General features: G+C 64.1%; 19 protein-coding genes. 7 read left to right on the forward strand and 12 right to left on the reverse strand.

Annotation, left to right across the window (positions count from 1 at the left end; genetic code table 11):
* Positions 1 to 26: 26 nt before the first annotated feature.
* From BI347_RS20145 to BI347_RS20170, 6 genes are all read right to left on the reverse strand, one after another.
* Positions 27 to 380 (reverse strand): hypothetical protein, encoded by a 354-nt coding sequence (locus BI347_RS20145; RefSeq protein WP_071113524.1) that lies wholly within the window; start codon positions 378 to 380, stop codon positions 27 to 29.
* Positions 381 to 585: 205 nt separating this feature from the next.
* Positions 586 to 1,596 (reverse strand): BMP family lipoprotein, encoded by a 1,011-nt coding sequence (locus BI347_RS20150; RefSeq protein ID WP_071116891.1) that lies wholly within the window; start codon positions 1,594 to 1,596, stop codon positions 586 to 588.
* A gap of 235 nt (positions 1,597 to 1,831) precedes the next feature.
* On the reverse strand, positions 1,832 to 2,956 hold the full coding sequence (ddlA, locus tag BI347_RS20155; protein ID WP_071116892.1) for a D-alanine--D-alanine ligase: 1,125 nt from the start codon (positions 2,954 to 2,956) through the stop codon (positions 1,832 to 1,834).
* Between the two features lie 67 nt (positions 2,957 to 3,023).
* Positions 3,024 to 4,574 (reverse strand): DNA recombination protein RmuC, encoded by a 1,551-nt coding sequence (locus BI347_RS20160; RefSeq protein ID WP_071113527.1) that lies wholly within the window; start codon positions 4,572 to 4,574, stop codon positions 3,024 to 3,026.
* A gap of 12 nt (positions 4,575 to 4,586) precedes the next feature.
* Positions 4,587 to 6,275 carry a single-stranded-DNA-specific exonuclease RecJ gene (gene recJ / locus BI347_RS20165; protein WP_071113528.1) on the reverse strand — a complete coding sequence of 563 codons (1,689 nt, stop codon included), beginning with the start codon at positions 6,273 to 6,275 and terminating at the stop codon, positions 4,587 to 4,589.
* Between the two features lie 6 nt (positions 6,276 to 6,281).
* Positions 6,282 to 7,277 carry a hypothetical protein gene (locus tag BI347_RS20170; RefSeq protein ID WP_071113534.1) on the reverse strand — a complete coding sequence of 332 codons (996 nt, stop codon included), beginning with the start codon at positions 7,275 to 7,277 and terminating at the stop codon, positions 6,282 to 6,284.
* 208 nt (positions 7,278 to 7,485) lie between these two features.
* Between BI347_RS20170 and BI347_RS20175 the strand changes: the two genes are divergently transcribed.
* The 5 genes from BI347_RS20175 to BI347_RS20195 all read left to right on the forward strand — a co-directional run bounded on the left by BI347_RS20175 (position 7,486) and on the right by BI347_RS20195 (position 14,901).
* Complete coding sequence (locus tag BI347_RS20175) at positions 7,486 to 8,820, forward strand: M23 family metallopeptidase (protein WP_071113529.1); 1,335 nt, start codon at positions 7,486 to 7,488, stop codon at positions 8,818 to 8,820.
* On the forward strand, positions 8,820 to 9,923 hold the full coding sequence (locus BI347_RS20180) for an anhydro-N-acetylmuramic acid kinase (protein WP_071116893.1): 1,104 nt from the start codon (positions 8,820 to 8,822) through the stop codon (positions 9,921 to 9,923). The genes BI347_RS20175 and BI347_RS20180 overlap by 1 nt, the downstream gene beginning before the upstream one ends.
* 58 nt (positions 9,924 to 9,981) lie before the next feature.
* Positions 9,982 to 12,279 carry a DNA translocase FtsK gene (locus BI347_RS20185; protein ID WP_071116894.1) on the forward strand — a complete coding sequence of 766 codons (2,298 nt, stop codon included), beginning with the start codon at positions 9,982 to 9,984 and terminating at the stop codon, positions 12,277 to 12,279.
* Between the two features lie 53 nt (positions 12,280 to 12,332).
* A complete protein-coding gene (gene hemH, locus BI347_RS20190) occupies positions 12,333 to 13,421 on the forward strand; it encodes a ferrochelatase (RefSeq protein WP_071116922.1) in 1,089 nt (362 codons plus the stop codon).
* Positions 13,422 to 13,698: 277 nt separating this feature from the next.
* Positions 13,699 to 14,901, forward strand: coding sequence for a branched-chain amino acid ABC transporter substrate-binding protein (locus tag BI347_RS20195; protein WP_071113474.1), 1,203 nt, complete (start codon positions 13,699 to 13,701; stop codon positions 14,899 to 14,901).
* Positions 14,902 to 14,980: 79 nt separating this feature from the next.
* Here BI347_RS20195 and BI347_RS20200 read toward each other — a convergent pair whose 3' ends face one another.
* Genes BI347_RS20200 through BI347_RS20210 form a run of 3 tightly spaced genes read right to left on the reverse strand, consistent with a single transcriptional unit; the run spans position 14,981 to position 16,930 of the window.
* The gene (locus tag BI347_RS20200) at positions 14,981 to 15,796 is read right to left on the reverse strand and encodes a crotonase/enoyl-CoA hydratase family protein (RefSeq protein ID WP_071113475.1); all 816 of its coding nucleotides are present in this window, start codon (positions 15,794 to 15,796) and stop codon (positions 14,981 to 14,983) included.
* On the reverse strand, positions 15,793 to 16,305 hold the full coding sequence (locus tag BI347_RS20205; RefSeq protein WP_071113476.1) for a DUF4442 domain-containing protein: 513 nt from the start codon (positions 16,303 to 16,305) through the stop codon (positions 15,793 to 15,795). Before BI347_RS20205 ends, BI347_RS20200 begins: the two co-directional genes overlap by 4 nt.
* A gap of 40 nt (positions 16,306 to 16,345) precedes the next feature.
* Positions 16,346 to 16,930 (reverse strand): TetR/AcrR family transcriptional regulator, encoded by a 585-nt coding sequence (locus tag BI347_RS20210; protein WP_071113477.1) that lies wholly within the window; start codon positions 16,928 to 16,930, stop codon positions 16,346 to 16,348.
* A 152-nt stretch (positions 16,931 to 17,082) separates the two neighbouring features.
* On the opposite strand from BI347_RS20210, the gene BI347_RS20215 reads away from it, so the two are divergent.
* The gene (locus BI347_RS20215; RefSeq protein WP_095210830.1) at positions 17,083 to 19,128 is read left to right on the forward strand and encodes a site-specific recombinase; all 2,046 of its coding nucleotides are present in this window, start codon (positions 17,083 to 17,085) and stop codon (positions 19,126 to 19,128) included.
* 212 nt (positions 19,129 to 19,340) lie between these two features.
* Entirely contained in the window at positions 19,341 to 19,691 is a 351-nt protein-coding gene (locus BI347_RS20220) for a CZB domain-containing protein (protein ID WP_071113478.1), read from the forward strand.
* 8 nt (positions 19,692 to 19,699) lie between these two features.
* Here BI347_RS20220 and BI347_RS20225 read toward each other — a convergent pair whose 3' ends face one another.
* Genes BI347_RS20225 through BI347_RS20235 form a run of 3 tightly spaced genes read right to left on the reverse strand, consistent with a single transcriptional unit; the run spans position 19,700 to position 23,260 of the window.
* Entirely contained in the window at positions 19,700 to 21,310 is a 1,611-nt protein-coding gene (locus BI347_RS20225; protein WP_071116895.1) for a GMC family oxidoreductase, read from the reverse strand.
* Entirely contained in the window at positions 21,307 to 21,828 is a 522-nt protein-coding gene (locus tag BI347_RS20230) for a twin-arginine translocation signal domain-containing protein (RefSeq protein WP_071116896.1), read from the reverse strand. Before BI347_RS20230 ends, BI347_RS20225 begins: the two co-directional genes overlap by 4 nt.
* A 1-nt stretch (position 21,829) precedes the next feature.
* Positions 21,830 to 23,260 carry a coniferyl aldehyde dehydrogenase gene (locus BI347_RS20235; RefSeq protein ID WP_071116897.1) on the reverse strand — a complete coding sequence of 477 codons (1,431 nt, stop codon included), beginning with the start codon at positions 23,258 to 23,260 and terminating at the stop codon, positions 21,830 to 21,832.
* Between the last annotated feature and the right edge of the window lie 42 nt (positions 23,261 to 23,302).

A 23,302-nucleotide genomic window follows, 5' to 3' on the forward strand; every position in this document is an offset into this window, starting at 1 on the left:
GCGTTTTTTATTTAGTCTTTTCTAATTCATCCCTGCGCTTTGCGGCGCGGGGATTTCTTTTTTCCCTGCGGCGGCAGCTCAAAATCGAACAAAGTGCCGGTGCGGCCGGTCTGCGACTGGCACGCTATCATCAGCGCGCGGTTGATCGCCTCTTTCTTGCTCACGCCCCACCACTCTATCATCTTGTCCAGCGACTTCTGCGCGTCGCGGCTCAGCTCCACCGTCACCGACAGCTCCTGCAGCCGGTTGCGCCGCATCTCGCGGCTGCGCCGCTTGCGCTCCGCCACCGTCATCGCCCGCTCTCCCAGCGGCTTGCGGCCTGGCTTCTTCTGCACACCGCCGATCAGGTCGAAGGTGTAATGATCGCAAGGGTCTTTCATGGATGGGTGACGGGTCACGGCTATTTTGACGAGGGGCGCAAGAATACCATAAAGCCGCCATTTGCGCAGGCCGGCAAGCTGTTGCAGGGGAAATATACCTTCATCATCGAGCTTGACTCTGCGGACAAGCGGCGGCCATAGGCCCCGGCGGGCAAGAAAAAGCCCCCGCGAACAACGGGGGCCCGGATCGGGAACTGGCTGAAAATCAGTTCACCGGACAGCTGTTGGCGGCGCGGTAATCCACCACCTTGATCTTGCCGGCGATGATGTCCTTGCGGGCGGCCACGATCTTCTTCTCCATTTCCGGCGTGATCAGCGGGCGGTTGTACTTGTCCAGCGCCCAGTCCACGCCGTTTTCCTTCAGGCCCATCAGCTTGACGCTCGGCTTCCAGGCGTTGTTCTTGGCGTCGCGCATGGTTTCATACACGGCATTGTCCACGCGCTTGACCATAGAGGTCAGCACCACGCCCGGCTGCATGTAATTCTGGTTGCTGTCCACGCCGATATAGAACTTGCTGGAAGCCTTGGCGGCCTGGATCACGCCGACATTGGACAATGCCGCCGCGGCGAAGATCACATCGGCGCCGCGGTCATACTGGCTCTTGGCCAGCTCGTTGCCACGCGAAGGATCATTGAAGGCGGTGTGGGTGGTACCCAGCATGTTCTGCAGCACCACGGCTTTCGGGTTCACATAGCGCGCGCCCTGAGCGTAACCGCAGCCGAAGGCGCGGATCAGCGGCACGTCCATGCCGCCCAGGTAACCCACCTTGCCGGTCTTGGATTTCAGCGCGGCGGCCATGCCCACCAGGAAAGAGCCTTCCTGCTCCTTGAAGGCGATGCTCTGGACGTTGGCGCCTTTGGCTACCGAATCCACCAGGGTGAACTTGGTGCTGGGAAACTCCTTGGCCACGGTCTCGATGGACTGGGTGTAGGCGAAGCCGACCGCCACTACCAGGTCGACGCCCTTGCGCGCCATATTGCGCAGAACCTGCTCTTTTTGCGCATCATTGCTGGGTTGACCTTCGCGGTAATCGATCTTGAACTCCTTCTTGAAGCGCTCTGCGCCATTGAAGGCGGCTTCATTGAAGCTCTTGTCGAATTTTCCGGCCTGGTCGTACACCACGGCAACGGAGAAGTCCTTGGCCAGCACCGGGCTGGCGAGCAGGGCGGCGGCTACGGCGCAGCCTGCGGTCTTGATCGCAAACGTCATTTTCATCAGCTTTTCTAGTAGTAGTTTTGAGATGGCTTGCCAGGCCGGCAACGCCGGGCTGGCGCTTCAAAGAGGAGGCGGACCGTGCCCGGCGCACCCCAGAGACAGCGCCGGACAGGACGAAACGGAATCGCAAGCGGACGCCACGCGGGCCGCGCTTACAATTCGCCAATTGAAGCGGCGAGATTCTACCCAGCGCCACCCCTCGTGTAAACAAATATAGATAAACCCGCCGTAAAACTTAAACCGATGTCTGCTCCGCCACAGGCAGGGAGGCGTTGCGGCACAGGCCCCGCTCCCGATCGCCCCGCGCCAGCGCCAGTTCGATCAGCGACGTGATCAGATCGCGGTAGCTCAGGCCGGCAGCCTGCCACAGCTTGGGATACATGCTGATGTTGGTAAAGCCGGGCAAGGTGTTCAGCTCATTGACCACGATGTCGCCGTCCGGCGTGAGGAACACATCCACCCGCGCCATGCCGGCGCATTCCAGCGCCTGGAAAGCCTGGATCGAGACCTGGCGGATGCGCTGGCAGGCCTCCTCGGAGATATCTGCCGGCACGATCACCCTGGCGCCGCCCTCGTTCAGGTATTTGGTGTCGTAGGCATAGAACTCGTCGCTCAGCACGATCTCGCCGCAGCCGCTGGCTTGCGGACTCTCGTTGCCCAGCACCGCGCACTCGATCTCGCGGCCTGCCACCGCCTGCTCCACCAGCACCTTGTGATCGTAACGGAAAGCCTGCGCCAAAGCGGCGTGGAATTCCGCCTCGTCGCGGACCTTGCTCACGCCGACCGACGAGCCTTGATTGGCCGGTTTGACGAACAAAGGCAACCCCATTTGCGCGACGATGTCGGCGTAGCCGGGCTGGCCCGCGCGGCCGCTAATCAGGGCGACAAAAGGGGCGACTTTCAGCCCGGCGTCGCGCAACAGCCGTTTGGCCACATCCTTGTCCATGCATAGCGCAGAGCCCAGCACGCCGGCGCCGACGAAGGGAATGTTGGCCATTTGCAGCAGGCCCTGCAAGGAACCGTCCTCGCCCAACGAGCCGTGAACGATGGGAAAGACAACATCAACTTGCGCCAGCGGATGGAAAGTGCCGGCAGCCACCAGCTGCCGCCGCCCTTCTCCCAGAAGCAGCGCCAGGCCCTGTCCGGACTGCCGCAGCGCAATCCTGCCAGGATCATCCGCGTGCAAGAGAAAGCTGGAAGCCTGGCTGATATGCCAGCGCCCCTGCTTGTCGATGCCGATCAGCGAAACGTCAAATTTTTCGGCATCAATGGCGTCAAGCACATTGCGCGCCGACTGCAGGGAAACCTCATGCTCCGAGGAGCAGCCGCCGAATATCAGACCTACCCGAACCTTGCCCATTCCCGTTCCCACGCCATTTCAAAGCGAAAATGATACCAAAACGCGACCACTCAAGACATGGAACGCCCTATTCCTCGTCGTCGCCTTCCAACTGCACTGGCGCGGTCAATTGCTTGTTGTTGCGTATGCCAAGCTTGCGCAGCCGCTCCGCGCTGCTCATCAGGTTGCCGCGGCCGCTGGAGAGCTGGCGCATGGCGTCGCCAAAGGTGTCGCGGCCGGCATCCAGCTGCTTGCCCAGCTTTTCCATATTGGCGACGAAGCCCGCGAACTTGTCGTACATAGCCCCGCCCTGGCGCGCGATCTCCTGCGCGTTCTGGTTCTGGTATTCGTAGCGCCAGATGCTGGCGACAGTGCGCAGCGTGGCCAGCAGCGTGCTGGGGCCGACTATCATGATCCTCCGCTCGAAAGCCTCGTTGAACAAACTCATGTCGCGCTGCACCGCCAGCAGGTACGCCGGCTCCACCGGGATGAACATGAATACGAAGTCCAGCGTGTTGAGCTTGTACAAATCCTGGTAGCGCTTTTCCGACAACGCGCGGATATGGGTGCGGATCGCGGTGATGTGGGCCTTCAGCTCCGCCTCCCGCACCGAGTCGTCCTCCGCGGCGGTGTAACGGACATAGGCGTTGAGCGACACCTTGGAATCCACCACCAGTTGCTTGCCTTCCGGCAGGTCTATCACCACGTCGGGCTGGTAGCGCTTGCTGCCGTCCTCGGTCTCCAGCGTGTCGGACACCTGCACCCGGTATTCGCGATCGCGGGACAGGCCGGAGGTTTCCAACACCTTCTCCAGCACCATCTCGCCCCAGGTGCCCTGCGCCTTGCTGCTGGCGCCGGTCAGCGCGTTGGTCAGCGCCACCGCGTCGTCGCCCAGCCGGGTGTTGAGCTCCTGCAGACGCTTCAGTTCGGCCTCCAGCGACAAGCGCCCCTGGCTATCCTTCTCATAAGTATCCTGCACCAGCTTGCCGAAGCCCTGGATGCGCTCATGCAGCGGATTCAGCAGCGCGCCCAGATTCTGCTGGTTCTGCTCGGTGAAGCGCTTGGACTTTTCCTCCAAGATGTCGCTGGCCAGGTTCTTGAACTGCTCGGACAGGGTCTGGCGCGCCTCCATCAACAGGCTCAGCTTCTCTTGGTTTTGCAGCCGCTCCTGCTCCAGCGTGGTGGCAAGCTCCTGCTCGCGCGCCGTCAGCCGGGTGATCTCCACCCCCTGCTGCTGGCTGCGCTGCTGCAAGGCGTCCAGCAACCTGCCCTGCTCCTCGCGCATCGCCAGCTGTCCGCCGATTTCACGCAACTCTTTTTGCAAGCCAGCCAGCGCCTGTTCGCGCTCGACCAGCTGCTTTTCCAGTTCCGGCACCCGCTGCGAACGGGCAATATAGGCGCCCAGCTGGGTCTGGCTGTCGGCCAGCTGCAGGCTTTGCGCCTGCATGGCCTGAGTGGCGGCCTGCTCGCGGCTACGAGCCTCGTCCAGCTGTTGCCGGCCGGCGTTCAATTGGGCCTGCAGATTGGCGGCCTCCTGCTGCAACGCAGCCAGATCGCGCGCGCTTTTGCCGCGGCCGGCAAACCAGGCCCCGCCGCCGCCCAACAGGCCCAGCAATAGGCCGATGATCAACATTTCCATATTCCCGCTCCCTTACACCACCGCCCAATGCTGCAGATACACCTGCAACTCCTTGCGGCCCTGCCATTCATTGGCGATCAGCTGATACACCGCCGAGATGCGGTCCGGCAGCCAGTCGGCGTGGTTGAACAGCATGGCGTCGAACTCCTGGCCTTCGCGCGCCAGCCGCAGCTTCAGGTGCTTGTCGCCCACCAGCTTCTGATTCACCACCATGAACTGGTCGTGGAAGTACGGCACCGGGAAGCCCTGGCCCCACACTTCCGCCGCCAATTGCTCGGCCAGCTGCAGGCTCAGCTCGCGCGCCGGCAGGCTGCCGTCGGTTTCTATGGTACGGGTCAGCTGCTTCTCGTCCAGCAACTGCTGGGCCACCGCTTCGAAGGCCTGCTGGAATTCGCCGAAGCGGCTTTCGTCCAGCGTCAGGCCGGCCGCCATCGCGTGGCCGCCGAACTTGAGGATCAGCCCGGGATGGCGCTTGTAGACCAGGTCCAGCGCGTCGCGCAGGTGGAAGCCGGGAATCGAGCGGCCGGAGCCTTTGATCTCGCCCTCGTCGCCGGGGGCGAACACGATGGACGGACGGTGGAAGCGCTCTTTCAGCCGCGAGGCGACGATGCCCACCACCCCCTGGTGCCAGTCGTCGCGATACAGCGTGAGGGTATAACGGTGTTCGGGATCGATGGACGACAGCACCGCCAGCGCCTCGTCCTGCATGCCGTGCTCTATGCTGCGCCGCTCGCGGTTGAGCTTGTCCAGCTCCTGCGCCAGCATCATCGCCTGCTGCTCGCTGCCGGACAGCAGGCAAGCGATGCCCAGGCTCATGTCGTCCAGCCGGCCGGCGGCGTTGAGGCGCGGCCCCAGGGTGAAGCCCAGATCGAAGGTGTTGGCCTTGTAGCTGGCGCGCCCCGCCACCTTGAACAACGCGGCGATGCCCGGCGCCATCCGCCCGGCGCGCATGCGCTTGAGGCCGTTCTCCACCAACGTGCGGTTGTTGCGGTCCAGCCGCACCACGTCTGCCACCGTGCCCAGCGCCACCAGGTCCAGCAATTCGCCCAGATTGGGTTCGGGCTGCGCGGCGAAAGCGCCGCGCCGGCGCATTTCGGCGCGCAAGGCCATCAGCACGTAGAACATCACGCCGACGCCGGCCAGGTTCTTGGACGGGAACTCGCAGCCAGGCTGGTTCGGATTGACGATCAGCGCCTGCGGCAGCGTGTCGCCCGGCAGGTGGTGGTCGGTCACCAGCACCTCGATGCCGCGCGCGCGCGCCGCGTCCACGCCGGCCACGCTGGCGATGCCGTTGTCGACGGTGACGATGATATCCGGCCGTTTCTGCGCCGCCAGTTCGACGATTTCCGGCGTCAGGCCATAGCCGTACTCGAAGCGGTTGGGCACGATGAAATCTATCACCGCGCCCAGCGCGGACAGGCCCTTCACCGCCACCGCGCAGGCGGTGGCGCCGTCGGCGTCGTAATCCGCCACCACCAAGAGGCGCTGGCGGGCGGCGATGGCGTCGGCCAGCCGGCAGGCCATCGCCTCGGCGTTCTTCAGGTTCTGGAATGGCAGCAGGCCCTTGAGGCCGTAGTCCAGCTCGGCGCTGTCGGCGATGCCGCGCGCCGCGTACAGCCTGGCCTGCAGGGGAGTAAGGCCTTGCTGCAGCAGCGTCTGCTGCAAGGGCGCGGGAACTTCACGGGTGACGATCTGCGACATAGGCTCTCAGTACAGCGCTGCCAAGGGCAGCGCGCGTTTCCAGAATTTCCACAGATCGGCGGGCTTCACTTGCAGCTCGAAGCCGGCCGGACCGGTGGCGATCAGATTCAATTCGGTTATCCGGCGCTGGCGCACGGCGCGCAGCAACGGCGCAAACCAGTCCCGCTCCAGCCGCTGCAGTCCCTCGCGCCAGCCCCAGGCGTCACGGTATTGCGCGGCGGCCTGCAGCGCGTCCAGCATCAGCAGGCAGTCGCCGTCCAGCGGCAGGCCGTCAAAGGCGAAAGGCGCGGAATCGACCGCCATGCCGCTGCGCATGGCCAGCAAGGCCAAGGTCTCGTCGTCGGCCAGCAGGCTGGGGGCTGGCGCGCTCCAGGCTGGCGCGCTGCCCTCGCCCCACAGCCATACGCTGTTGATCGCCAGGTCGCCGCGCAGTTCCCTTTCATCGTTGAGCGGCTGCGTGTAGAGCAGCATCTGCAGCTCGTTCAACATGCGGCTCCAGGCCAGGCCGTGCTCGCCTTGCGGCAGGTGGCGGTTGATGTCCTCTCCCACCACGTCCCACAACGGATCAAAGCTCGCCGCCAGCGGTTGTTGCACGTTCAGCAGCCAACGGCCCGGCCGCAGCGGATGGAACGCCAGGCCATCCTCGCCGAAATGGCGGTTGAGGGCGTCGATCAGCGCTTGCGCCTCGTCCATGGCGATCTGCATCACGCCGACATCGGCCAACAGCGCGCGGTCGCGATCCACCCGCAAGTGCACCGGATCGGCGAACAACCACTCGCCTTCGCCCGCCAGCCCGGCCTGCGAAGCCGCCAGGCCGGCCAGGCCGGCAGGCGCGCCGCCCCACAAGCGCCCGACGCAGGCCGACAGGGTCTGCTCCCGCCGAGACAGGCGCCCTTTGCCCAGCAATTGCTGCAAAGCCGGCAACGGCAGCGACTTGCTCACCTCGCCGCCATCATGCGCGTCCAGCCAGCTCAGGCCGGGGAACAACAGGGTTAATTTCATATTCTTGTCAGATGGATTGCGGATTTCCGTCATTTTGACCATGGGGCATTTGGCGGGTGCGTCATTCTGCGGCAAACTGACCGCTTTTGCCGGAACTATCGCGCCGCCCGCCCAATCAATCATGCTTGGCGCTGGCTCCGCCGATGCGACGGCGCCAGCCACTGATCAATATTTATGCACGGCAGGCCGCAGCCTGCCCGGAAAAGTGATGGATTATCGCAAACTGCTACACATCCCGCAAAAGTGCGCGTCCCGGCTGATCAACCACCACCTCAGTTGGCTGGGCGTCGCCGCCTGCCTGCCCATGCTGGGCACCGTCACCGCCTTCGGCGTGGCGGTGGGGGCCAAGGAAACCCGAGCGCCCGAAGTGGTGCGGCAACAAATCACCGAACGTCTGGCTCTGCCGCAATTCAAGTTCGCCGACAGCCAGACCCGCTACTGGCGCGATGAAAGCATCAAGCGCGGCGACACGGTGGCCCGCGTGCTCAACCGCGTCGGCGTGCGTGACAAGGAAGCCAACGCCTTCCTGTATACCAGCCCGCTGGCCAAGAACCTGCTCAGGCTCAAGGTCGGCGCCACGCTGACGGTGCAGACCAATGATGCCGGCGAGCTGTTCGGCCTGCGCTTCCTGCAGGACGACGACAACGGCGAACAAGTGCTGGTGGCGCTGGAAAAGCGCGACGGCAAATGGCAGGCCAGCGCCGATCCGGTCGCGGCGGAAAGCGTGGAGACCGTGCGCTCCATCACGCTGAAAGGCGGCGCGGCGGCGGAGCTGGCCGCCGCGCGAGTGCCGGCCGACATCCGCAACCAGTTGTCAGAAGTATTCGCCGACCAGTTCGAGCTATCCAGCCTGCAACCCGGCGACCGCATCAACCTGGTGTACGAAACCATGGTCTATGCCGGCGCCGCCATCGCCAGCGGCAATCTGCTGGCGGTGTCGATCGAACGCCAGGGCAAGCTGCATCAGGCTTTCTATTTCGCCCACGACAGCGAAAGCGGCGCTTATTACGATGCCGCCGGCAAGCCGGTGAAAAAGGGCTTCAGCCGCCAGCCGGTGGCCGGCGCGCGCATCAGCTCCGGCTTCGGCCTGCGCATGCATCCGGTGCTGCACGCGTTGCGCATGCACTCCGGCATAGACTACGCCGCCAGCGCCGGCACGGCCATCGTGGCTCCGGCCGATGGCGAGCTGGTGAAGGTGACGCGCGAAAACGGCTACGGCAATGTGGTGATGATCCGCCACAACGCCAAACTGTCCACGCTTTACGCGCACATGAGGGCTTTCGGCAAGGGCATCAAGGCCGGCGGCAAGGTCAAGGCCGGCGATGTGCTGGGCTATGTCGGCAGCACCGGCCGCGCCACCGGGCCGCATCTGCATTTTGAGGTTAGAATCAATGATCAGGCGGTGGATCCCGCCACCAACGCCCTCCCCACTCCCGGACTCGGCAAGACCCAGCTGGCCCAATTCGGCGCCAAGCGCCGGGAATTGAGCGCGCGGCTGGATCTGTTGCAGAATATCCCGGTCAACGTTGCGCAGATCGACTGATGAGCGACCTATATATTGGAATGATGTCAGGCACCAGCCTGGACGGCGTGGACGCCGTGCTGGTGCGCTTCGACGCCGCCGGCCGCCCGACCCTGCTGGCCGATCACGCCATCCCCTATCCGGACGAGGTGAAAGCCGAGGTGCTGGCACTGCAGCCGTGCGGCGACAACGAGCTGGACCGCAGCTCGCGGCTGGCGAATCGTCTGGCGGAAATCTACGCCAGCGCCGCGCGCGAGCTGCTGGAAAGCGCCGACCACCATCCGGCCGACATCCACGCCATCGCCTGCCATGGCCAGACCATACGCCACGCACCGCACGCCGGCTACACCATCCAGCTGGGCAATATGTCGCGGCTGGCGGAGCTGGCGGGCATCGACGTGATCGCCGACTTCCGCAGCCGCGACGTGGCCGCTGGCGGCCATGGCGCGCCGCTGGTGCCGGCCTTCCAGCGGGGCGTGTTTTCCTCTCCCGACGAGCGCCGGGTCATCCTCAATATAGGCGGCATCAGCAATCTGGCGCGGCTGCATCCGGGCCGGGAGGCGATAGGCTTCGATTGCGGCCCCGGCAATATGCTGATGGATGCCTGGAGTCTGCGGCATACCGGCCGGCCTTACGACGACGATGGCCACTGGGCCGCCAGCGGCCAGGCCGATCAGGCGCTGCTGCAATCCATGCTGGCCGAGCCCTATCTGCAGGCTCCGCCGCCCAAGAGCACCGGCCGCGACCTGTTCGACGACAACTGGCTGGCGCGGCAACTGGCGACGCAGGCCGAAGCGCCGGCCCCGGCGGACGTGCAGGCCACCCTGCTCGCCTTGAGCGCGCGCAGCATCGCCGACGCCATCCTTCGACATTGCCCGGGCAACCAGGCGGTATACGTCTGCGGCGGCGGCGCGCGCAACGGCGCGCTGCTGGCCGAACTGGGCAGGCTGCTGGCCGGTCAGCGCATTGCACCGATAGAAGCGCTGGGCCTGCCGGCGCAGTCGATAGAGGCCATCGCCTTTGCCTGGCTGGGCTGGTGCTTCAACCAGCGCCGCGCCGGCAACCTGCCCGCCGTCACCGGTGCCGCCGGCCCGCGAATCCTGGGGGTTCTGCATCCTCGGTGAGGTGAAACACGGCACATCAGGCTATAATCAGCGACTGTCATAGCCAAATATGAGAAAAATGCGATTTTTCAAGCGCAAAGCCGTAGTCAAGAACACCCAGACGCCGCTGCCGCCGCAGCTGGCCGCCCTGCTGCGAGAAGCCTGGTGGCTGCTGATGGCGGTGGCGGCGGTGTATCTGGTGCTGGTATTGGCCAGCTACTCCCCGCTCGACCCGTCATGGTCCCATAGCTCCTCCGACCCTACCGTGCGCAATTACGGCGGCGCTTTCGGCGCTTGGCTGTCGGACATGCTGCTCTACGTCTTCGGCCTGTCAGCCTGGTGGCTGGTGGTGTTTTGCCTGGTGGCGATAGCCTGGGGCTACCGCCGCATGGAATCGCTGGGCTTCAAGTTCAGCCCCATCACCATGGCGGCGGTGGGCGGATTCTTTCTGCTGCTGTTGTCCAGCGCCAGCTTCGAAGCCATCGTGCTGGAAGGCAAGGCGGTGACGCTGCCGCTGGAAGCCGGCGGCATGCTGGGCCACTTCATCGGCAAAGGCATCTCGCACGGGCTGGGGCTGTCCGGCGCCTATCTGTTGTTGGGCGTATTGTCCGCCATAGGTTTCTCGCTGTTCACCGGCCTGTCCTGGCTGGACCTGATGGAACGCATCGGCGCGGCGCTGGAAGACGGCGCGTTGCGCCTGTGGCAAGGCTGGCAGGCGAGGAAGGACCGCGAGATCGGCAAGGAAATCGCGCAAAAGCGCGAAGAGAAAGTCTCCGTCGCCAAGAAGAAGATCGAGGAAACCACGCCGGTGCGCATCGAACCGCCGGTGCTGGAGGTACCGGTATCGGCCAAGGCGCACAAGCCGGTGCAGCAGTCTCTGTTCGCCGATCCCAAAGACGCCGCCCTGCCCGGCCTCAGCCTGCTGGACGCCGCCAAGGAGCAGCAGGAGCCGGTATCGCAGGACACCGTGGAATACACCTCCCGCCTGATCGAGCGCAAGCTGGCCGACTTCGGCGTGGACGTCAAAGTGATCGCCGCCTATCCCGGCCCGGTTATCACCCGTTACGAGATCGAGCCCGCGATCGGCGTGAAAGGCGCGCAGATCGTCAACCTGATGAAGGACCTGGCGCGCGCGCTGTCGCTGGTTTCCATCCGGGTGGTGGAAACCATACCCGGCAAAACCTATATGGGCCTGGAATTGCCCAATCCCAAACGCCAGATCGTGCGTCTGACCGAGATCATCGGCTCGGACGGCTACCAGAACATGGCCTCCAAACTCACCATCGCATTCGGCAAGGACATCGCCGGCCAGCCGGTGTCCGCCGACCTGGCCAAGATGCCGCACGTGCTGGTGGCCGGCACCACCGGTTCCGGCAAGTCGGTGGCGATCAACGCGATGATCCTGTCGCTGCTGTACAAGGCCACGCCCAAGGATGTCCGCCTGATCATGGTAGACCCGAAAATGCTGGAGTTGTCGGTATACGAAGGCATCCCGCACCTGCTGGCGCCGGTAGTCACCGACATGAAGCAGGCGGCCAACGCCCTCAGCTGGTGCGTGGGCGAGATGGAACGGCGCTACAAGCTGATGTCCAAACTGGGCGTGCGCAATCTGGCCGGCTTCAACCAGAAGATCAAGGACGCCGACAAGGCCGGCGAGAAAATCCCCAACCCGTTCAGCCTGACGCCGGAGACGCCCGAACCGCTCGATACGCTGCCGCTGGTGGTAGTGGTGATAGACGAGCTGGCCGACCTGATGATGGTGGCCGGCAAGAAGATTGAAGAACTGATCGCCCGCCTGGCGCAGAAGGCCCGCGCCGCCGGCATCCATTTGATCCTGGCTACCCAGCGGCCGTCGGTGGACGTGATCACCGGACTGATCAAGGCCAACATCCCGACGCGCATCGCTTTCCAGGTGTCCAGCAAGATAGACAGCCGCACCATTCTCGATCAGATGGGCGCGGAGGCGCTGCTGGGCCAGGGCGACATGCTCTTTCTGCCGCCGGGCACCGGCTACCCCAACCGCGTGCACGGCGCCTTCGTCTCCGACGAGGAGGTCCATCATGTGGTGGAGTTCCTCAAGACCACCGGCGAGCCCAACTACATAGAAGGCATCCTGAGCGGCCAGGCCGACGGCGACGACGCCGGCGGCGTCAGCCTGGATGGCGAAGCCGGCGGCGAGTCCGACCCCCTGTACGACGAGGCGGTGGCCATCGTAGTGAAAACCCGCAAGGCCTCCATCTCGTCGGTGCAGCGCCATCTGCGCATAGGCTATAACCGCGCCGCGCGCCTGATCGAGCAGATGGAAGCCGCCGGCCTGGTGTCGGCTATGGAGAACAACGGCAACCGCACCGTACTGGCCCCTGCCAGAGAAGACTAAGTCCACGGGCATCGCGGCCGCGGTGCCCGTTTACCGATCATAAAAGGATGGCCATGCCCCGCTATCTGCCAGAACCGCCGATCAAGCACGACTACGCCGCGAAAACCGGCGTGCTGCTGATCAACCTGGGCACGCCCAACGCCCCCACCGCGCAGGCGCTGCGCCCCTATCTCAAGCAATTCCTGTCCGACCCACGCGTGATCGAGATTCCGCGCCTGCCATGGTGGCTGATCCTCAACGGCATCATCCTGCGCACCCGCCCGGCCAAATCGGCGCGCAAGTACGCCAGCATTTGGACCAAGGAGGGCTCGCCGCTGCTGGTGCATACCCGCAGCCAGGCCAAGCTGCTGCAGGGACAGTTGGGCGAGATGGGATTGAAGGACCTGGTGGTGGACTTCGCCATGCGCTACGGCCAGCCTAGCATCGAGGACGTGATAGGCAAGATGCGCGCCCAGGGCGTGGAGCGGCTGCTGCTGATCCCGCTCTATCCGCAGTACGCCGCCTCGTCCAGCGCCACCGCGCTGGACGAGGCGTTCCGGGTGCTGACGCGCCTGCGCAATATGCCGGAAGTGCGCACGGTGCGCCATTTCCACGACGACCCAGGCTATATCGACTCGCTGGCGGCCAGAATCCGTCAGCACTGGCAATACGGCCAGCAGCCGGACAAGCTGGTGATGAGCTTCCACGGCGTGCCGCGCTTCACCCGCGACAAGGGCGACCCCTATTACTGCGAGTGCCAGAAAACCGGACGCCTGCTGGCCGAGGCCCTGCGCCTGCAGGCGGATCAATATGTCATCAGTTTCCAAAGCCGCTTCGGCCGCACCGAATGGCTGCAGCCCTACACCAGCGCCGTGCTGACCGAGCTGGGCAAGGCGAAAACAGCCAAGCTCGATGTCGTCTGCCCGGGCTTTGTCGGCGACTGCCTGGAAACGCTGGAGGAAATCGCCATGGAAGGCAAAGAAACCTTTTTGAGCAATGGCGGTGGCGAATTCCGCTACATTCCCTGCCTGAATGAAGACTCGCAATGGATAGTCTCACTTGCGACAATTGTAAAAGACAATCTGGCAGGCTGGCTGGAAAAGCCGGCAGAAGATAGCCGCGGCCGATTGGTCCGCGCCCAGGCAAAAGGGGCATCCAGCTGACATCAAGCTCATCCTGAAAATCAGGAAAAATATTTAAAAACAGCCAATTACCAAGATGGCGGGCGCATGGCGATTCAGGCCATGCGCCCGTTTTCAACTTGTTTGCCGCAAAATGTAAATAATGGTCCTATATTCATTGGGTCAGCGCCATTCCAGATTGACACCCTTGCAAACTGGTCACCATAATCAGTTGCAACTAACAGCCTCTTAATGGTGTTGTTGGTTTACCAAAGAGATCATCTAAAATCTACGCAGATAAGATTCAGGGGAACGCTCAATGAACAAATATGCTCGCCTCAGCCTGATAGCTACCGCCGTCGTTGCCATGACGGCCTGCAGCAAGCAAGAGCAACCGGCCTCGGGACAGGCCTCCTCGGCTCCCGCGCAAGCCGCAGCCGGCGGCGATTCCGCCGTCATCAAGATAGGTCAGGTATCGCCGATGTCCGGTCCGATCTCCCACCTGGGCAAGGACAACGAATACGGCGCCAAGCTGGCGATCGAAGATCTCAACGCCCAGGGCGTGGAAATCGGCGGCAAGAAAGCGAAGTTCGAACTGGTGTCGGAAGACGACCAGGGCGATCCGAAAATCGGCACCCAGGTCGCGCAGCGGCTGGTTGACGCCGGCGTCGCCGGGGTAGTCGGGCACCTGAACTCCGGCACCACCATCCCGGCCTCCAAGATCTACTCCGACGCCGGCATCCCGCAGATTTCGCCGTCCGCCACCAACCCCGATTACACCAAGCAGGGCTTCAAGACCACCTTCCGCGTGATCGCCAACGACGTGCAGCAGGGCAAGGCGCTGGGCGAGTTCGCCGCCGGCGAGCTGAAGGCGAAGAAGATCGCCATCATCGACGACCGCACCGCTTACGGCCAGGGCCTGGCCGACCAGTTCGAAGGCGCCGTGAAGGCCAAGGGCGCGGAAGTGGTGAAACGCGAGTTCACCAACAACACCGCCACCGACTTCAACGCCATCCTCACCTCCATCAAGTCCGCCAAGCCCGATCTGGTGTTCTACGGCGGCATGGACGCGCAGGCAGGCCCGCTGGCCAAACAGATGCAGCGCCTGGGGATCAAGGCCAAACTGATGGGCGGCGACGGCTGGCAAACCCCTGAATTCATCAAACTGGCCGGCGACGCCTCCGATGGCCAATACGCGTCCAGTTGCGGCGTGTCGCGCGACAAGATGCCGGGATTCAAGGCCTTCGACGAGAAGTTCAAGAAGGAATTCAACACCGACGTGCAAATCTACGCGCCGTTCGAATACGACGCCGTGATGGTGCTGGTGGACGCGATGAAACGCGCCAAGTCGGCGGATCCCAAGGTCTATCTGCCGGAAGTCGGCAAGACCGACTACACCGGCGTGACCGGCAAGATCGCCTTCGACGACAAGGGCGACATCAAGAACGGCGCCGTCACCGTGTACCAGGTGAAGAACGGCAAGTGGGAAGTGGTGTCCACCGTGGGCGGCGACGCCAAGTAAGCGCTCCGCCCCCGTCCGCAAATAAAGAGGCGCCTTTGGCGCCTCTTTTTGCTTCCCGCCTCGCGGCGGGCGATCAAGCTCAATCGCGGAAGCTCACTTCCTGCTTCATCATTGCGGCCATGCCGGCCTTCTGGATATCTTCCGAAATCAGCATCGCCGCATTCCAGCCGGCGACAAACTGCAGGCCGTCGGCCACGCTATGGTCGCGGCTGTAGTTGAGCACTTCCTTGCTGCCGCGCACCGCCAGCGGCGATTTGCCGGCGATCAGCCTAGCGCTTTGCAAGGCCGCCGCCAACACGCTCTCGGCATCCGGCAGCACGCGGTTGACCAGGCGCGCCTCCAGCGCCTCTTCAGCCACCATATCGCGGCCGGTCAGCGCCAGCTCGCGCGCCACGCCCTCGCCCACCACCCGCGGCAGACGCTGCAGCGAGCCGACATCCGCCACCATGCCGATGTCCACTTCACGCACGCCGAATACCGCGTCCACCGAAGCGAAACGGAAATCCGCCGCCAGCGCGATATCCAATCCGCCGCCCAGGCAGGCGCCATGGATGGCCGCGATCACCGGTTTGCGGCAGCGCTCCAGGCTGGTCACACAGTCCTGCAGATCAAGAATCAGTCGGCGCAGCTTATCGCGCTTGCGGCCCTCGCACTCGTCGGCGATCGCCGACTGCAGGCCGATCAGCATGGACAAATCTATGCCGGAACAGAAATGCTTGCCGTGACCGGCGAGCACCACCGCCCGCGCGCCGCTCTCGCCATCCGCCCAGTCCAGCGCGCTGCGCAAGTCCTGCCACATCTGCTGGTTAAACGCATTGGCCTTGTCGGCGCGGTTGAAGCGCAACAGGGCCACCTTGTCGTTCAACTCGACGGTCAGGGTTTGCAGGGAAATCATGCCGCGCTCTCCTCCGGACGTTTCTTGGGAATCCAGGCCCACAGCATCTCGCAGACGATGGGGGATTCGCCGGAGTCGTCGGTGACCAGCACCTCCACCAGCACTTCGCCCTTTTCCTGCTCGTACATCTGCTGGATCTGCTGCGGCGTCAGGCTGGCCACCGCCCGCATATCGCCTTGCGAACGCTTGACGTAGTTCACCTTCATCGACTTGAGCAGCATCAGCTTGTCGTCCGGCATGTTCATGCCGACCACAAAGCCGGTGGAAGTTTCCGCCAACAGCGCCATTGCCGCCGCATGCACGCCGCGAATGTGGTTCTGCACCTTCTTGCGGTTGCGGATGGAGACGGTCAGCCTGTCGTGGCCCACCTCCTCGAAACGCAGCCCGGCGGTGGACAGGAAAGGCACGATCTTGCCGAACATCATCGACAATACTGGCCGGCGGCAAGCCACCGGCAAACGCCCCACCTTGTCGGCGATCCGGCTCATGCTGTTCTTGCGATATTCCATGTTAACCCCTCTATATTGTTCTTCATTGTTCTTTGTGTCGTTATGATTCGATCAGGCCTAGCGTCGCCCTGACCTGCCGCTTGAGCAGCGGCAGCGCGTCGGCATCGATGCGCGCCAGTTGCAAGCCCCCTTGCAGCGCGGAAAACAGCATCATGCCCACCGCCTCCGGCGTGCCGGGATAGGCCATCATTCCGGTCTCGCGCCCCAGGCGGACAATGGCCACCGCCCACTGGCGCATCTCGTCGATGAAGGCCGACGCCTCCTGCTGCATGTCTTCCGGCAGGGTCTGGAATTCGGTGCTGAGTATGCCGCTGGGACAGATCTGCTTGTGCTGCTGGAAATACTGATCCGACAGGCCGAAGTAGCTCTCCAGCCTGCGCGGCGCGTCCCAATCCGCCTGCTGTTCGGTAAAGCGCAGGAAACGGCGGCGGTAACGCTGGATCAGCGCCACCCCCAAATCGTTTTTCTTGGGAAAATGGTAGTGGATGGCCGCATTGCGCACACCCAGCGCGCTGCTGATGTGCTGATAGCTGAAGCCATTGAAACCACGCGTCAACAGCAGCTCCTCGGCCAGGTCGAGTATGCGTTTGCGGGTGTCGTTCTTGCTATCGGAACCATTATTCATCGAATCACTCTACTTACTGGTTAGTAAGGTGTCAATCGTCTGCCGCCACGCGCCCCGGCGCCAAAGTGCGCCGCCGCCAACCAGGTAAATGCCTTAAAATGGTAGCAATCCTCCCATGTCCGCGCATTCCGGCGCGCCCAACCTGGTAAACCATGACAGAACACGCCACTCCCGACCTGGAGTCCTCTTTGCGCCAGCTCTGCCAAGAGCCCGGCAAGACCGAAACGCTTGCCCTGCTGGTGGCCGCGCTGCGGCCCGGCGACGGCCAGCCCGCCCTGCAATCCACCGTCAACCTGCAAGCGCTGTCCTTCCTGCTGGAACATCACCCCGAATACCGCCAGGCGCTGCGCCAGGCCTTGTGCACCCTGCTGGCGGAAAGCCGACAGATTCCGCTGTACACCGAGGCCGGCATTCTGGCCAACGATGGCTTCGGCACCACGCTGCTGAGAAGGCTGGGCGAAAGGGCGCTGCCTATGCCCTACAATCCGGACTCGCTGCGTGACCGCTTCGGCCTGCTGTTCAACCACAAGCACGATTACCAATGGCTGGCGGCCATTCCCGATGCCACCTGGCACGGACTGTGGCGGGCGATGGCCTGGCCGGAAGGCCCGCAGCAGGACAGCGAGCGCCAAACCCGGCTGCAATTGCTGGAGTCGGTGCAGGTGCTGTCGGCGCGCATCACCGCCATTGGCCTGGAACCGGAGCTGGTGAGGGTGTGCCCTGAGGTGGAGCGCTTCGCCTCGCCCTTCATGCACCTGAGCGCCGAGGTGCAGCGTTATGTCGACAGCTACCGCCAGGCGCTGACGGACGCAAGCACGCCGCCAGAAGACGAAAAACAGGTGCTGGTGCTGCTGGAGCAGTGCGAGGCCATCCTGGGCAAGGTGCGCAAGAACGCCGCGCGCTACGGCATTTCGGTCAGTCTCACCTATCACGGCCTGCGGCTGGCGCAGAGCATAGAACGGCTGCGCGCGCTGCTGGAGCTTCTGTCTCCGGAGCACGACCCGGCCGGACAGCCGCAGCTGTTCCGGCTGCTGGTGGACTTCGCCCGCGCGGAAAACCGCAAGTACAGCCTGCGCGACCTGTTCAAGTCCAACACCGAGCTCCTCGCGCTGCAAGTCACAGAACACGCCGGCCGCCACGGCGAGCACTACATCGCGGAAGACCGCCGCGACTGGTCGCAGATGGGCCGCGCGGCGATGGGCGCCGGGCTGATCGTCGGCTTCATGGCGCTGATCAAACTGATGCTGGCGCGCGGCCATCTGCCGCTGCTGTGGGAGGGCATCGCCTTCGGGCTCAATTACGCGATAGGCTTCATCATTGTGCAGATCCTGCACTTCACCATCGCCACCAAGCAGCCGGCGATGACCGCGGCGCGGCTGGCGGCGGTGCTGCACGAACAGCACGGCCGCAAAAAGCAGCTGGAGCAGTTGGCCGATCTGATCGTCAAAGTGGTGCGCACCCAGTTCGTCGCCATCCTCGGCAACGTGCTGCTGGCCATTCCCACCGCGGGGTTGATCGCCTTCGCCTGGCATGGGTTGTTCGGCTCGCCGGTGGTGGATGCCGCCAAGGCGCAGAAGCTGCTGCACGAGATCGATCCCATTCACAGCCTGGCCCTGCCCCACGCCGCCATCGCCGGAATATTCCTGTTCCTGTCCGGCCTGATTGCCGGCTATTACGACAACAAGGCGGTCTACCGGCGCATTCCTGAGCGCATCGCCAACCACCGCCTGCTGCGCAAGTTGCTGGGCGAAAATCGCGCCTGGCGCCTTGGCAACTACGTCGAGCACAATCTGGGCGCGCTGGCCGGCAACTTCTACTTCGGCATGTTCCTCGGCCTGACCGGCACCGTGGGCACCATACTCGGCCTGCCGCTGGACATCCGCCATATCACCTTCTCATCGGCCAACCTGGCCTTCGCCAGCGTGGCGCTGGACTTCCAGCTGCCGATGGGCACCGTCCTGCTGGCCTGCGCAGGCGTGGCACTGGTGGGCGTGGTGAATCTGGGCGTTAGCTTCTTCATGGCCCTGTGGGTGGCGCTGCGCTCGCGCAAGCTGTCAGGCTCGCTGCTGCTGCCTCTGATCCCCATTCTGGCCAAGCGCTTCATCCGTCACCCGCTCGGTTTTTTCCTGCCGCCACCGCCACCCGCCGCCCAGACGGAAATCGAAACCGCCCCGCCTGTCGACGGACCCCGCGGCTGACGCCGCGGTGACTTCCCCCATTCCGCGGCGCCCGTTACATTGCGGGGGCCGCGCCTCCCCCGCCTTGCTAAGTGAATTCACTTAGTCTACCTATAAATAATCCTAACAAGACAGTTCACTCAAAGCATTTATTTCGAATGAATATCACTCATTCCTGCTGCAGCACATTCGCTCTCAGGACGCCGTTCCAATTGGATTGGGTTGAGGAAGTCATGGATCTGGAACAAGCCTTGGTCAGGCATACGGAATGGAAAAACCGGTTCAGGGAGGCGATTTTCAGACAAGAGAGCATGGACGCGGACAGCATCGCCCGCGACGATTGCTGCGAGCTGGGAAAATGGCTGCACGGTCCCGGGCTGAGCCGCTTCGGCAACCTCAGCGTGTTCCAGACCTGCCTCAGCCGCCACGCCATGTTCCATCTCGAGGCCGCCAGGATCGCCCGGATGATCAACCAGAAACAATTCCAGCAGGCTGAAGCCGCGCTGGAAGACAGCGCCTACACGGTGGCATCCAGCGCCGTAGTCGTCGCCATCACGCAGCTGCGCCAGCAAACCAAGGGGTAGCGCCGGAGTCAGCCGGGGCGCGCCAACTGGCGGGCCAGCTCGCTGGCGGCGCGCCAGGCGAAAGCGTAGATCGACAGCTGCGGATTGGCGCCGACGCTGGTCGGGAAGATCGAGCCGTCGATGACGCTGAGATTGCGCCACAGCCAGTGCCGGCCAAAGTCGTCCACCACTCCGCGGCTGGGATCGTCGCTCATCGCCATGCCGCCCATCACGTGCGCGCTGACCAATTTAGCCTGCAGCGCCTGCAAGGGCAGGCCTTCTATCATCGCTCGGGCCTGCCGCCAGCTGTCCGCCGGCTCCGCCCGCTCATGCAGCGGCATCACCTGGCTGGCGCCGGCTGCGAATTGCAATTCCGCCATCGCCAGCCAGCTGCGGTACACCCCGTCCCAGACCACGTCGTTCAGCGGATAATCCAGCAAGGGCGAGCCATCGCCGCGCAGACGGACTTCGCCGCCCTGGCTGTCCGGATGAAAACCGTCGCGCAACAAGGCCAAGGTCGCATGCAGATGCGGCAATCCCTTGAGCAGCAAAGCCTGCCGATGGCCAAAGCCGGGAAAGGTGACGCTGGCCAGCAAGGGATGGATGGGCGGCACCTCCAGCTTGAACCCCAACGGCCCGTCCAGCGACTGGGTATGCATGAAATGATCGGAATAGACGGTTTGCGGCGCCCCGTTGAAGGGCTCGATCAGCTCCGGCATCAAAGCCGCGCTTAAGGCGACCGGATGCAGAAAGGTGCGCTTGCCGGTAAGCCCAGCGGAATCGGCCAGGCCGCTGCGCAGCATGATGGCCGGGGAGCCGATCGAGCCGGCGGCCAGCACCACATGGCGCGCGCGCACCGCGAAACGCCGGCCGGTTACGGAAACGCCGTCCGCGGCCAGCAGGCTGCCATGGACCTGCAATATCCTGCTGTTGGACAGGTCCGCCTGCAACCGCTCCACCTTGGCTCGCGCCAGCAAGCGGGCGCCCTGCGCCAGCGCCTGTGGAATGCAGGTGACCAGCATCGACTGCTTGGCATTGGTCGGACAACCCATGCCGCAATAACCCAGGTTCCAGCAGCCCTTCACATTTCGCCGTATCCGCGCGTGCCTCAGCCCCAAGGCCTGGCAACCGCGCTCCAGCACCAGATTGTTGCCATTGGGTTCCGGCTGCCATGGCGCAATGCCCAATCGGGCCTCCGCCAGCTCGAACCAGGGCCGCATCGCTTCCGGCGTCAGCTCCGCCAGGCCATAGCGCTCCTGCCACCAGCGCAAGGTGTCCGGCGGGGTGCGGAAGCTGCTGGTCCAGTTGACCGTGGTGCCGCCGCCCACCGCGCGGCCCTGCAGAATGGTGATGCCCTTGTCCGCCGTCTGGCGGGCAGCCGAATCTTGATATAGCTCCGAATATGCCTTGGCTTCCAGCATGCGGAAGTCGCTTGAGCTGTACAGGCCGCCCTCCTCAAGGATCAGAACGTCCAGGCCGGCCTGGCTGAGCGTCTCGGCGGTCACCGCGCCGCCGGCACCGCTGCCGATGACGACGACGTCGGCGTCCCAGGCCAAGTCCTGGCCTTGCGCCGCGCCGTCAAACACCTTCCAGCCGGTGACGAGGCCGGCGCGGATGGGATCGGGTATCTTGCCGCTCAAGGCAGCATCTCCGCCACGCCCGGCGGCAATCGATATCCCACAGCCGCCCAACTGGCCGGGTTGCCATACCAGGCGGCGTTGAGCAGCAGGTGCAGGCCCTGATAGGCGCTACGCTGCAAAAGGAAGCGGCTGTTGCGCCAATCCTGCAAAAAGCGCTCCAGTTCCGCTGGCGCGGCCGATGGCCAGGGCGAACGGATGCCGGCCAGCCAGCGGCGCGCCCAGCGGTTGCCCAGCAGGTCGAACAACTGGCGCACCTCCCCGCGCACCGCCGGCTGCAATCCGGCGACAGCCTTGTCCACCCCCGCCACCACCTGCGCCACAGGCAACCCGGGCAAGCCCAGCAGCACCGGCGCCAGAGCGGCCAGGATCAGCGCATCCTGCGGCCGCAGGCAGCTCAAAGACGGACCCGCAGCGCCGGCGCCGTCCGGTTCGACCTGCGGGCTTGCCCAATAGCCTGCCAGCAGCAAGGCGGCGCTTCCCAGCGCGCCGGCTTTCAGGAGTTGACGGCGGCTTGGCATGTCAGCGGCGCAACATCAGCTTGAGCAGGAACTCCACCGCGCGGCCATAAGGCGGCCGGGTGAGCCAACTGCCGGAGAGGCGGCTTTGCCGAAGCACCGGCTTGAGCTTGGAAAAGGTCAGGAAGCCTTCCTTCGCATGGTAATGCCCCATGCCCGACGGACCCACGCCGCCAAACGGCAAATCATCCTGAACCACGTGCAGCAAGGTGTCGTTGACGCATACCCCGCCGGACACCGTTTCCTTGAGCACGCGCTCCACCCGCAGAGCGTCGTTGTCGAACAGGTACAGGGCCAGCGGCCTCGGACGGGCGTTGATATAGGCCAGCGCCTCGTCGAACTTGTCGTAGGCCACGACCGGCAGGATGGGTCCGAAGATCTCTTCCTGCATCAACGCGCAGCCCTCCGGGCAACGCTGCACCAGCGTCAGCGGAAACTTGCGGCTGGCGGCCAGATCCTCGTTGGCAGGGTTGATGGCGTCAATCCTGGCGCCGGCCTGTCGCGCGGCCTCCAGCCAGTCCTGCAGCCGCTGGTAGTGCCGGTCGTTGATGATGGCGCTGTAGTTTGGATTGTTCGCCAGCGTCGGATAGGCGCGCGCGGCGGCGGCGCGTATCTCGTCCAGCAGCAGCCCGCAGTCCTTTTCATTGACCAGCACGTAGTCCGGCGCCACGCAGGTCTGCCCGGCGTTCATCAACTTGCCGGCCACGATAGCCTCGGCGCTGCGCCGCAGATCGGCGCCGCGCGCAACCAGAGCCGGCGATTTGCCGCCCAGCTCCAGCGTGACCGGCGTCAGGTTTTCCGCCGCGGCGCGCATCACATGGCGGCCCACGGCGGTGGAGCCGGTGAACAACAGATGGTCGAACGGCAAGCGGGTGAAAGCCTGTCCCAACTCAGGCCCTCCATTGACGATGGCCAGCACGTCATGGCCAAAGTATTGCCGCGTCAACCGTTCCAGCAAGGCGCCGGTAGCCGGAGTGTATTCGGACATCTTGACCATCACCCGGTTGCCGGCCGCCAGCGCGGCGACAATCGGACCAAAGGACAGGAACAAGGGATAGTTCCACGGCACCACCACCCCCGCCACCCCCAGCGGCTGCGGCAGCACGCTGGCGGCGGCCGGCATGAACCAGAGCGACACCTTGCGCCCCTGCGGCTGCATCCAGCCTCTCAGATGCCGCCGGGCATGGCGTATCGCCTCCAGCGACGGAAACAGCTCGGCCAGCCGGGTTTCCACCGCGCTGCGCTGGCCAAAATCCTGCCGCACGGCGTCAATCAGCGCCTGGCGGTTTTCCTGGATCAGCCGCTCCAGGCTGTCGAGCCACGAGCGGCGCATCTCCAGCGCTGGGTAGGGCGTCGCCCGGGCGATCGATTTGAGCCGGTCGAAAGACTCGATCAGCGAGCTTTCCTCTTGTGCGGGCATTTTGATGGCGTCCATAGTATTATCCTTTTAGTAGTAGCCAAACAAATGTTTAGAGCC

The sequence above is a fragment of the Chromobacterium sphagni genome, assembly GCF_001855575.1.
Taxonomy (GTDB): domain Bacteria; phylum Pseudomonadota; class Gammaproteobacteria; order Burkholderiales; family Chromobacteriaceae; genus Chromobacterium; species Chromobacterium sphagni.